The organism is Burkholderia sp. MSMB1835 (assembly GCF_001526365.1).
GTDB lineage: Bacteria > Pseudomonadota > Gammaproteobacteria > Burkholderiales > Burkholderiaceae > Burkholderia.
In genome coordinates, this window is the sequence record NZ_LOYP01000001.1 from 109,385 (window position 1) to 121,075 (window position 11,691).

Below are 11,691 nucleotides of genomic sequence, written 5' to 3' on the forward strand. Positions count from 1 at the left end.
CGCGATTCGATGTCAGAGTATCGTCAGCGAAGCGCGGCATCATCCGCGGTGACGCCGGCCGTCGCGATCGTTGCGGCGGCGGCGGGCGCGGTGCGCGCGCGGGCCGATCAGACAAAAACGGACGGAGACATCGATGGCAGCAGACCTTGGCAAGGGGGCGCTGATCGCGCCCGAAAACGGACTGTCCTACGTGCGCGGCGCAACCGACGTGCCGCTATCCGAAGCGACGATCAGCCGGTTCCTGCTCGACACGGCCGGCCGCTTTCCCGACCGTCCGGCCGTCGTGTTCCGCGAGCAGCAGGTGCGCTGGACCTGGCGCGAGTTCGCGAACGAGGTCGACGTGCTGGCCGCCGGGCTCGCGGCGCTCGGGATCGTGAAGGGCGACTGCGTCGGCATCTGGTCGCCGAACCGCAGCGAATGGCTGCTCACGCAGTTCGCGACCGCGCGGATCGGCGCCGTGCTCGTCAACATCAATCCGGCCTACCGGCTGTCGGAACTCGAATACGCGCTGAACAAGGTCGGCTGCAAGGCCGTGATCTCGGCCGAGCGCTTCAAGACGTCCGCGTACGTCGAGATGCTGCAGACGATCGCGCCGGAGCTCGCGACCGCGACGCCGGGCGACCTGCACGCGGCGCGCGTGCCGAGCCTGCGCACGATCGTGTCGATGGGCGAGGTGGCGCCCGCCGGCATGTTCCGCTTCGCGGACGTGATGGCGCGCGGCCGCCAGGCCGTCGATCCGGCGCTGCTCGATGCGATCGGCGCGACGCTCGCGGCCCACGATCCGATCAATATCCAGTTCACGAGCGGCACGACCGGCAGCCCGAAGGGCGCGACGCTCACGCACCGCAACGTCGTCAACAACGCGCGCTCGATCGCGATGGCGATGCGTTTCACCGAACAGGATTCGCTCTGCATCCCGGTGCCGCTCTATCACTGCTTCGGGATGGTGCTGGCCGTGCTCGCGTGCGTGTCGAAGGGCGCCGCGATGGTGTTCCCGGGCGAAGCGTTCGACCCGGTCGCGACGCTCGCGGCGGTGGCCGAGGAACGGTGCACCGCACTGCACGGCGTGCCGACGATGTTCATCGCGGAGCTCGATCATCCGGAATTCGCGAAATTCGACCTGTCGACGCTGCGTACCGGGATCATGGCCGGCTCGCCGTGCCCGATCGAGACGATGAAGCGCGTCGTGTCGCAGATGCATCTTTCCGAAATCACGATCGCGTACGGGATGACGGAGACGAGCCCCGTGTCGTTCCAGAGCTCGACCGACGATCCGCTGGAAAAGCGCACGACGACGGTCGGCCGCATTCAGCCGCATCTCGAAGTGAAGATCGTCGATCCGGCCGGCGAGATCGTGCCGGTCGGCGCGACGGGCGAGCTGTGCACGAAAGGCTATTCGGTGATGCTCGGCTACTGGGACGACGACGCGAAGACGCGCGAGGTGCTGGTCGACGGCTGGATGCATACGGGCGATCTCGCGACGCTCGACGAGGACGGCTACTGCAACATCGTCGGTCGCCTGAAGGACATGGTGATTCGCGGCGGCGAGAACGTCTATCCGCGCGAGATCGAGGAATTCCTGTTCCGGCATCCGAAGATCCAGAGCGCGCAGGTGTTCGGCGTGCCCGATCCGAAGTATGGCGAGGAGCTGTGCGCGTGGATCGTGCTGCGCGCGGACGAGCAGATGACCGAGGACGACGTGCGCGCGTTCTGCAACGGGCAGATCGCGCACTACAAGATTCCGCGCTATATCCGCTTCGTCGACGAACTGCCGATGACGGTGACGGGCAAGGTGCAGAAGTTCGTGATGCGCGAGCGGATGATCGAGGAGCTGAAGCTCGACGTGCAGAAGACCGCGTGAAGCGCGAGATGCGGGAACGTGCGGAACAAACGGGGCGGCCTGCGGGCCGCCCGGTGCAGGTCGCGACGTTTTCGATGGACGAAAAAAAGCGGGCTTATTAGCCCGCTAAAAACCACACGCTACGGGGTTAGCGCGAGGAGACCAAAGATGAAACCGGATCCGGCGGGAGGCCGGAAACGACTCCAACAGGGATGCCCCTCGGAAGGGCTTCGGTACGTGACCGACTGGCTCGCAGCGCTTCGCGTCCGCTCACACTTGGCACACGAGACCGCATCCGTGTTGAAACCGTTGAGGCCATTGTGGGCGAATTAATGACCCGTCGCGGTAACAAAGTGTTTCAGGTTGTAACGCCCGCCGGATAAGGCTTTCCGGGATTTTTTGCTGTTTTCGGGGTCCTGAAAAAGGTCATTTTTACCCATATTTTCCGTCGCGTTTTCAAGGTATGCGCGCGATGCGTTTTTCACGCGTATCAGGCGCGATGAATTGCCGATTTGCACGCGAGAAAGTGCACGGCGTGATCGATACCGCCCATGACGATTCATTCGTCAGAAAGATTTTGAAACGTGATCGGAATACGCGAAAGTCGGCCGTTCGGCCAATCCCGTGAATCTTGCGCCGATGGCCGGCGCTGCGGCGCGAACGGAAAGTGTAACGACGGCACGCCGGCTGCCGGGCCTCGCGAGATGTCGGCGCCCGGCGGCCGCGGGGTCGGTGCCCGTGACCGGCCGCCGCGGCGCGGGCGCGCCTACTTCAGCCACTTGTCCGAAATCGCCTGATATTCGCCGGTGGACAGCGCGAGATGCAGCCACTGGTCGACGTACTGCTGGAACACGACGTCGCCGCGCGGCACCATGTACGCCTTCTCGCCGAACTGGAACGGCTTGTCCGGATGCACCGAGCAGAGGCCCGGATTCAGCTTTTGCTGCAACAGCGTCTCGGATGCATCCGTCACCATCACGTCGGCCTTGCCCGCGAGGATCTGCTTGAAGATCGTCACGTTGTCCGGATAGACGGTCAGGTTCGCATGCGTGAAGAACTGCTTCGCGAAGCGCTCGTTGGTGCCGCCCGGATTCACGATCACGCGCGTCTCGGGCCGGTCGATCTGCGCGACGGTCTGGTATTTGTCGGCATCCGCGCAGCGCACGATCGGCGTCTTGCCGTCGACCACGTACGGCTGCGTGAAGAACACGCGCTTCTGGCGCTCGAGCGTCGTCGACACGCCGCCCACCGCGATGTCGCACTTCGCGACGAAGTCGTTGGTGAGGGTCGACCAGCTCGTCTTCACGTAGTCGGCCGTCACGCCGAGCGATTTCGCAAGCGATTCCGCCATGTCGATGTCGATGCCCTCGAAGCGGCCGTCCGCGCGGTAGTACGAATACGGCTTGTAGTCGCCCGTCGTGCACACGCGCAGCGCGCCGCGCGCGAGCACGTCGTCGAGCCGCGTGCCGGCGGCCGGCGCAGTCGTGGCGGCGCCGGCCGCGGTCTGCGCGTGTGCGGCGGTGCAGCACAGCCATGCGGCCGCGGCGAGCGTGGCGAATGTCTTCATCGGTCTCCTCCTTGGTTCGGTTCGATATGAGCGTCCGATCATAACGGGAGCCATCGCGCGCGTCATATGGCCGCCATCGCACCGGCATGCGCAGTCCGATCGCGGCTGTCCGGTAAAATGCCGCTTTGCCTTCGCATCGTCGCTCCTACCGTGGCCCATACCCTGCTCAACGACACCTTCCTGCGTGCGCTTCTGCGCGAGCCGACCGACTACACGCCGATCTGGCTGATGCGCCAGGCCGGCCGCTACCTGCCCGAATACAACGCGACGCGTGCGCGCGCCGGCAGCTTCCTCGGCCTCGCAAAAAATCCCGACTACGCGACGGAAGTGACGTTGCAGCCGCTCGAGCGCTTCCCGCTCGACGCCGCGATCCTGTTCTCGGACATCCTGACGATTCCCGACGCGATGGGGCTCGGTCTCGACTTCCAGGCCGGCGAAGGGCCGAAGTTCGCGCATCCGGTGCGCACCGAGGCCGACGTCGCGAAGCTCGCGGTGCCGGACATCGAGGAAACGCTCGGCTACGTGACGGGCGCCGTGCGCGAGATCCGCCGCGCGCTCACCGACGGCCAGGGCCGTCAGCGCGTGCCGCTGATCGGTTTCTCGGGCAGCCCGTGGACGCTCGCGTGCTACATGGTCGAAGGCGGCGGCTCGGACGATTTCCGCACGGTGAAGTCGATGGCGTATTCGCGCCCCGACCTGATGCACCGGATCCTCGACGTGAACGCGCAGGCGGTGGCCGCGTACCTGAACGCGCAGATCGACGCGGGCGCGCAGGCCGTGATGATCTTCGATACGTGGGGCGGCGCGCTGGCCGACGGCGCGTACCAGCGCTTCTCGCTCGATTACATCCGCCGCGTGGTGTCGCAGCTCGAGCGCGAGCACGACGGCGAGCGCGTGCCGGTGATCACGTTCACGAAGGGCGGCGGGCTGTGGCTCGAGGAGATCGCGGCGACCGGCGTCGACGCGGTCGGGCTCGACTGGACGGTCAACCTCGGCGCCGCGCGCGAGCGCGTCGCGGGGCGCGTGGCGCTGCAGGGCAACCTCGACCCGACGATCCTGTTCGCGCCGCCGGCCACGGTGCGCGAACAGGCGCGCGCGGTGCTCGACAGCTACGGCAATCATCCGGGCCACGTGTTCAATCTCGGGCACGGTATTTCGCAATTCACGTCGCCCGATCACGTCGCCGAACTCGTCGACGAAGTGCATACCCACAGCCGCGCGATCCGTAGCGGAGCGGCGCGCTGAATGCAAGCGCCGTCATGCTGCGCTGCAGAATGACGGCGTTTCGTCGTTGAAACTAAACAGGACGCAACCCCGCTCCGGTCGCCGATTCGATGCTTGTCAAGACTTGACTTATACACATTTTCCACGTTGCACCGCGGTAGAGCCCCGTATCGGTCAATTTGTCTCGCTATTGTTCGGTAATTTGAATAGCAGCCTTATGGAATAAGGCTTCGCGGGGGCCGGCGACAAACGGTGAAAAACAGCGGAAAGCACGGCCCCGCGCGCGTTGCGGCCGTTGAGCGGCGAGTTCTCAACAAAGTTATCCACAGGCTGGGCAGGGTATACGGCGATTCCTAATGCGAATCCAAAACTTAGCGCCGAATCTGAAGTTTTACTTTAAGTTCGCCGTCGCGATGCGGACGCGGGTGCAAGCCGTCCGTGCGCTGCGTGCCGCCGCTGCCGGAGCGTGTCGATGAGCGGCGTCTACCTGCGCGTGGCGCTCGACCATCCGCTCGCGACCCTGTTCGACTACCGCTGCGACGTGCAGCCGCCGCCCGTGCCCGGCACGCTCGTGCAGGTGCCGTTCGGCAAGCGGCAGGCGGTCGGGCTCGTCTGCGAAGTCACCACTCACACCGATGTGCCGCCGTCGCGGCTGCGCGCGGTCGAGGCGATCTGTACCGACCTGCCGCCGTTGTCGGCGGACTGGCTCGCGCTCGTGTCGTTCGCCGCCGACTACTATCAGCGCGGGCGCGGCGAAGTCGCGTTGCCGGCGCTGCCGCAGGCGCTGCGCGACGCGGGCCGCTGGGGGCGGCTGCTCGCGCCGGAGGTGCGCTACCGACCGACCGAAGCCGGCCGCGCGGCGCTGCCCGACGCGTTGCCGGCGCGCGGCGCCGCGCTGCGCCGGCTCGCGCAGGCGTTGGTCGATACCGGCTCGCTGACGCTGCCCGACGCGCGCGCGCTGCATCCGAAGGCGGTCGCGACGCTCGACGACTGGGCGGCGCGCGGCTGGGTGGCCGTCGAGGAGATCGGTTGGGCCGATGCGCCTGTGGTCAACCCTGTGGATAACCTGTCGACAAGCGGTGGACGTGCTGTGCCGCCGGCACTGACGGACCAGCAGGCGGAGGCGTTCGACGCGATCCGCGCCGCGCAGGGCTTCGCGCCGTTCCTGCTGCACGGCGTCACGGGCAGCGGCAAGACCGAGGTTTATCTGCATGCGCTCGCGTCGCTGCTCGACGCGCGGCCGGACGCGCAGGCGCTCGTGCTCGTGCCCGAAATCAACCTGACGCCGCAGTTCGAGGCCGCGTTTCGCGCGCGCTTCGCGGGCGCGCTCGCCGACGACGCGATCGTCACGCTGCACAGCGGGCTCGCCGAAGGCGAGCGGGCGCGCAACTGGCTGGCCGCCCACACGGGCCGCGCGCGGATCGTGCTCGGCACGCGCCTCGCGGTGCTCGCGTCGATGCCGACGCTCGCGCTGATCGTCGTCGACGAGGAGCACGAGCCCGCATACAAGCAGCAGGAAGGGCTGCGCTATTCGGCGCGCGATCTGGCCGTGTGGCGCGCGAAACAGCTCGGCATCACGGTCGTGCTCGGCTCGGCCACGCCGTCGCTCGAAAGCTGGTGGCTGGCTGAGCAGGGGCGCTACACGCGGCTCACGCTGTCGCGTCGCGCGGTGGCCGACGCGACGCTGCCGACCGTGCGACTGATCGATCTCGAAGAAGAGCGGCGGCGCGGGCGCGCGTCGATGGGCGGCCTGTCGGGGCCGCTCGTCGCGGCGCTGAAGGCGCGGCTCGAACGCGGCGAACAGAGCCTCGTGTTTCTGAACCGGCGCGGTTACGCGCCGCAGCTCGCGTGCGACGCATGCGGCTGGGTGGCCGGCTGCCCGCGCTGCAGCGCGTACGTCGTGCTGCACAAGCCCGAGCACGCGCTGCGCTGCCATCACTGCGGCTGGGAAGCGCGGATTCCGCGGTCGTGCCCCGAGTGCGGGAACGTCGACATCGCGCCGCTCGGGCGCGGCACGCAGCGCATCGAGGAGGCGCTCGCCGAGGCCGTGCCGGGCGCGCGGATTCTGCGTATCGACGCGGACAGCACGCGCCGCAAGGGCAGCGCGCAGGCGCTTTTTTCCGACGTGCACGCGGGCGAGGTCGACATCCTGGTCGGCACGCAGATGATCGCGAAGGGGCACGATTTCCGGCGCGTGTCGCTCGTCGGCGTGCTCAATGCCGACACCGCGCTGTTCTCGCACGACTTCCGCGCGAGCGAGCGGCTGTTCGCGCAGCTGATGCAGGTGAGCGGCCGCGCGGGGCGCGCCGGGCTGCCGGGCGAGGTACTGGTGCAGACGCGCTATCCGCGTCACGCGCTGTACCACGCGCTCGGGCGGCAGGACTACGTGGGCTTCGCGAATTCGACGCTGGGCGAGCGTCGCGACGCGCACCTGCCGCCGTTCGTCTACCAGGCGCTGCTGCGCGCCGAAGGGCGCACGCTCGACGCGGCGCTCGCGTTCCTGCTGCAGGCCGCGGCCGCGTTGCCGGGGCTGCCGGGCGCCGATCGCGTGACCGTGTACGACGCGGTGCCGATGACGATCGTGAAGGTCGCGAACGTCCACCGCGCGCAGTTGCTGCTCGAAAGCGCGTCGCGGGCGGCGCTGCAGCATGCGCTGCGCGCGTGGCAGCCGGAACTGCGCGCGCTGAAGGGCGTGCTGCGGTGGAGCGTCGAGGTCGATCCGCTTGATATCTGAGCGGCCTCCGCGCGGCCGTCGCGCGGGCCGTCGCCGAATGCCGGTAACCCGTGCCGCCGGGCGCCCCGAATCGTCGTTTCCCGTCGCTTGCCCCGATGCCGGGTCGGCACCGCCTCCTGTCACCCCAGTGCAACCCGTTTTCGGCCGCGCTCGCGCAGGCCGACGGTTGCACACGCTCGCCGAACCGGCCCGATCAGGGAAAATACCGATCCCAAGACCACGGGCAACCCCTAGGTTGCAACTGCATAAGTGTCTGATTATATTGACTAACTTGTGGGTGCAACCTATCTCTCAATTTGGTTGCACCTTTTTATTGCGTGCCGTAGGATTTCGCGCATCCTCTTACACCACACAGCCGGCCTCGCACCGGCGCACGAACCCACCATGGCAAGCACGACTCTCGGCGTCAAAGTCGACGATCTTCTCCGCTCGCGCCTGAAGGACGCCGCCGCGCGTCTCGAGCGCACTCCCCACTGGCTGATCAAGCAGGCGATCTTCGCGTATCTCGAGCGGATCGAGCACGGCCAGTTGCCGCCCGAGCTGTCGGGCCACAGCGGCGTGACGGAGCTCGCCGACGGGCAGGCCGCGGACGGCGACGACGACAACTCGCCGCATCCGTTCCTCGAATTCGCGCAGAACGTGCAGCCGCAATCGGTGCTGCGTGCGGCGATCACGGCCGCCTACCGCCGTCCGGAACCGGAATGCGTGCCGTTCCTGCTCGGCCAGGCGCGTCTGCCCGCGAACCTGCAGGCGGACGTGCAGGCGCTCGCGACGAAGCTGGTCGAGGCGCTGCGCGAGAAGAGCTCGGGCGGCGGCGTCGAAGGGCTGATCCACGAGTTCTCGCTGTCGAGCCAGGAAGGCGTCGCGCTGATGTGCCTCGCCGAAGCGCTGCTGCGCATTCCCGATCGCGCGACGCGCGATGCGCTGATCCGCGACAAGATCAGCAAGGGCGACTGGCGTTCGCACGTCGGCCACGCGCCGTCGCTGTTCGTGAACGCGGCGACCTGGGGGCTGATGATCACCGGCAAGCTCGTGACGACCAACAGCGAAGCGGGCCTGTCGTCGGCGCTCACGCGCCTGATCGGCCGCGGCGGCGAGCCGCTGATCCGCAAGGGCGTCGACATGGCGATGCGTCTGATGGGCGAGCAGTTCGTCACCGGCGAAACGATTTCCGAGGCGCTCGCGAACAGCCGCAAGTACGAAGCGCGCGGCTTCCGTTATTCGTACGACATGCTCGGCGAAGCGGCGACGACCGAAGAGGATGCGCAGCGCTACTACGCGTCGTACGAACAGGCGATCCACGCGATCGGCAAGGCGGCCGGCGGCAGCGGCATCTACGAAGGCCCGGGCATCTCGATCAAGCTGTCGGCGCTGCACGCGCGCTACTCGCGCTCGCAGCAGGACCGCACGATGAGCGAGCTGCTGCCGCGCGTGCGCGCGCTCGCGCTGCTCGCGCGCCGCTACGACATCGGCCTGAACATCGACGCGGAAGAGGCCGACCGCCTCGAACTGTCGCTCGACCTGCTCGAGGCGCTGTGCTTCGATCCGGACCTCGCGGGCTGGAACGGCATCGGCTTCGTCGTGCAGGGCTACCAGAAGCGCTGCCCGTTCGTGATCGACTACCTGATCGATCTCGCGCGCCGCAGCCGTCACCGCCTGATGATCCGCCTCGTGAAGGGCGCGTACTGGGATACCGAAATCAAGCGGGCGCAGGTCGACGGCCTCGAAGGCTATCCGGTCTACACGCGCAAGATCTACACCGACGTGTCGTACCTCGCGTGCGCGAAGAAACTGCTCGCGGCGCCCGACGCCGTGTACCCGCAGTTCGCGACGCACAACGCGTACACGCTCGCCGCGATCTATCACCTCGCCGGCCACAACTATTACCCGGGCCAGTACGAGTTCCAGTGTCTGCACGGGATGGGCGAGCCGCTGTACGAGGAAGTCACGGGCCGCGACAAGCTGAACCGTCCGTGCCGCGTGTATGCGCCGGTGGGCACGCACGAAACGCTGCTCGCGTACCTCGTGCGCCGTCTGCTGGAAAACGGCGCGAACACGTCGTTCGTGAACCGCATCGCCGACAAGACGGTATCGGTGAAGGAACTGGTCGCCGATCCGGTCGACGAGGCATCGAAGGTCGTGCCGCTCGGCGCGCCGCACGCGAAGATCCCGCTGCCGCGCAACCTGTATGGCGACGAGCGCCCCAACTCGATGGGCCTCGACCTGTCGAACGAACACCGTCTCGCGTCGCTGTCGTCCGCGCTGCTCGCGAGCGCGCACCATCCGTGGCGCGCGGCGCCGATGCTCGCCGACGACGCGCTCGCCGACGCGCCGGCGCGCGACGTGCGCAACCCGGCCGACCTGCGCGACGTGGTCGGCACGGTCAGCGAAGCGACGGCCGAACACGTGAGCGCGGCGCTCGCGCACGCGGTGACCGCCGCGCCGATCTGGCAGGCGACGCCGGTCGACGCGCGCGCCGATTGCCTGGTGCGCGCGGCCGACCTGCTCGAAGCGCAGATGCATACGCTGATGGGCCTGATCGTGCGCGAAGCCGGCAAGTCGCTGCCGAACGCGATCGCCGAGATCCGCGAAGCGGTCGACTTCCTGCGCTACTACGCGGCGCAGATCCGCGGCGAATTCTCGAACGACACGCACCGTCCGCTCGGCCCCGTGGTCTGCATCAGCCCGTGGAACTTCCCGCTCGCGATCTTCATGGGCCAGGTGGCCGCGGCGCTCGCCGCCGGCAACACGGTGCTCGCGAAGCCGGCCGAACAGACGCCGCTGATCGCCGCGCAAGCCGTGCGGCTGCTGCGCGAGGCCGGCGTGCCGGCCGGTGCGGTGCAACTGCTGCCGGGCACGGGCGAAACCGTCGGCGCGGCGCTGGTCGCCGACCCGCGCACGCGGGCGGTGATGTTCACGGGGTCGACCGAAGTCGCGCGCCTGATCAACAAGACGCTCGCCGCGCGCCTCGACCCGGACGGCAAGCCGATCCCGCTGATCGCCGAAACGGGCGGCCAGAACGCGATGATCGTCGATTCGTCGGCGCTCGCGGAGCAGGTCGTCGCGGACGTGATGCAGTCGTCGTTCGACTCGGCCGGTCAACGGTGTTCGGCGTTGCGCGTTCTGTGTCTGCAGGACGACGTCGCGGACCGCACGCTGACGATGCTCAAGGGCGCGATGCACGAGCTGGCGCTCGGCAACCCCGACCGGCTGTCGACCGACGTCGGCCCGGTGATCGACGCCGAAGCGAAGCAGACGATCGACGCGCACGTCGCGGCGATGCAGGACAAGGGCCACGCGGTCACGCAACTGCCGATGCCCGATGCCTGCGCGCACGGCACGTTCGTGCCGCCGACGCTGATCGAGATCGGCAGCATCGACGAGTTGAAGCGTGAAGTGTTCGGCCCCGTGCTGCACGTGGTGCGCTACCGCCGCAACCAGCTCGACAAGCTGCTCGAGCAGATCCGCGCGACCGGCTACGGGCTCACGCTCGGTATCCACACGCGGATCGACGAGACGATCGCGCACGTGATCTCGAATGCGCACGTGGGCAACATCTACGTGAACCGCAACGTGATCGGCGCGGTGGTCGGCGTGCAGCCGTTCGGCGGCGAGGGGCTGTCGGGCACGGGCCCGAAGGCCGGCGGCGCGCTGTACCTGCAGCGTCTGCTCGCGACGCGTCCGTCGGGCCTGCCGCGCGCGCTCGCGCAGTCGCTGGTGGCGGACGGTGCGACCGAAAGCGATGCGCGCGGCAACCCGGCGGCGGCGCTCACGACGCTGCGCGACTGGCTGATCGAGCAGCGCGAGCCGGCGCTGGCCGCGCGTTGCGACGGCTATCTCGCGCAGGTGCCGGCCGGCGCGACCGCCGTGCTGACCGGCCCGACGGGCGAGCGAAACACGTATACACTCGGCCCGCGCGGCACGGTGCTGTGTGTCGCGGCCACGCCGGGCGGCGCGCGTGCGCAGTTCGCGGCGGTGCTGGCGACGGGCAACCGCGCGCTGTTCGCCGGCGCGGCGGGCGAGGCGCTGGTCGCCGCGCTGCCGGCGTCGCTGAAGGCGCACGCGGCCGTGCGCAAGCAGGCCGACGCGCCGTTCGACGCGGTGCTGTTCGAAGGCGACAGCGACGAGCTGCAGACGCTCGTGAAGGACGTCGCGCAGTGGCCGGGCCCGATCGTGTCGGTGCAGGGCGTGTCGGTGGGCGCGTTCGAGAACGGCGACGCGGAGGACTACGCGCTCGAACGGCTCCTGACGGAGCGTTCGGTGAGCGTGAACACGGCCGCGGCGGGCGGCAATGCGAATTTGATGACGATCGGCTGATCATCCTTG

At 68.3% G+C, this 11,691-nt stretch carries 5 protein-coding genes; 4 read left to right on the top strand and 1 reads right to left on the bottom strand.

Annotated features, from left to right (window positions below):
• Nucleotides 1–133 precede the first annotated feature (133 nt).
• On the top strand, nucleotides 134–1,861 hold the full coding sequence (locus WS96_RS00525) for an AMP-binding protein (protein ID WP_059829872.1): 1,728 nt from the start codon (nucleotides 134–136) through the stop codon (nucleotides 1,859–1,861).
• A gap of 745 nt (nucleotides 1,862–2,606) precedes the next feature.
• On the opposite strand, the gene WS96_RS00530 is transcribed toward WS96_RS00525, so the two are convergent.
• Nucleotides 2,607–3,407: a transporter substrate-binding domain-containing protein gene (locus WS96_RS00530; protein WP_059829874.1), complete on the bottom strand. Its 801-nt coding sequence runs from the start codon at nucleotides 3,405–3,407 to the stop codon at nucleotides 2,607–2,609.
• Between the two features lie 150 nt (nucleotides 3,408–3,557).
• On the opposite strand from WS96_RS00530, the gene hemE reads away from it, so the two are divergent.
• The 3 genes from hemE to putA all read left to right on the top strand — a co-directional run bounded on the left by hemE (nucleotide 3,558) and on the right by putA (nucleotide 11,682).
• A complete protein-coding gene (hemE, locus tag WS96_RS00535; protein ID WP_306454021.1) occupies nucleotides 3,558–4,652 on the top strand; it encodes a uroporphyrinogen decarboxylase in 1,095 nt (364 codons plus the stop codon).
• Between the two features lie 451 nt (nucleotides 4,653–5,103).
• Nucleotides 5,104–7,365 carry a primosomal protein N' gene (locus WS96_RS00540; protein ID WP_059829878.1) on the top strand — a complete coding sequence of 754 codons (2,262 nt, stop codon included), beginning with the start codon at nucleotides 5,104–5,106 and terminating at the stop codon, nucleotides 7,363–7,365.
• 384 nt (nucleotides 7,366–7,749) lie between these two features.
• A complete protein-coding gene (gene putA, locus WS96_RS00545) occupies nucleotides 7,750–11,682 on the top strand; it encodes a trifunctional transcriptional regulator/proline dehydrogenase/L-glutamate gamma-semialdehyde dehydrogenase (protein WP_059829879.1) in 3,933 nt (1,310 codons plus the stop codon).
• The last annotated feature ends 9 nt before the right edge of the window (nucleotides 11,683–11,691 follow it).

Bases quoted from the DNA above. Each gene is read 5' to 3' on its own strand.
- WS96_RS00540 (WP_059829878.1), top strand. From the start codon at position 5,104: ATGAGCGGCGTCTACCTGCGCGTGGCGCTCGACCATCCGCTCGCGACC.
- putA (WP_059829879.1), top strand. From the start codon at position 7,750: ATGGCAAGCACGACTCTCGGCGTCAAAGTCGACGATCTTCTCCGCTCG.
- WS96_RS00530 (WP_059829874.1), bottom strand. From the start codon at position 3,407: ATGAAGACATTCGCCACGCTCGCCGCGGCCGCATGGCTGTGCTGCACC.
- WS96_RS00525 (WP_059829872.1), top strand. From the start codon at position 134: ATGGCAGCAGACCTTGGCAAGGGGGCGCTGATCGCGCCCGAAAACGGA.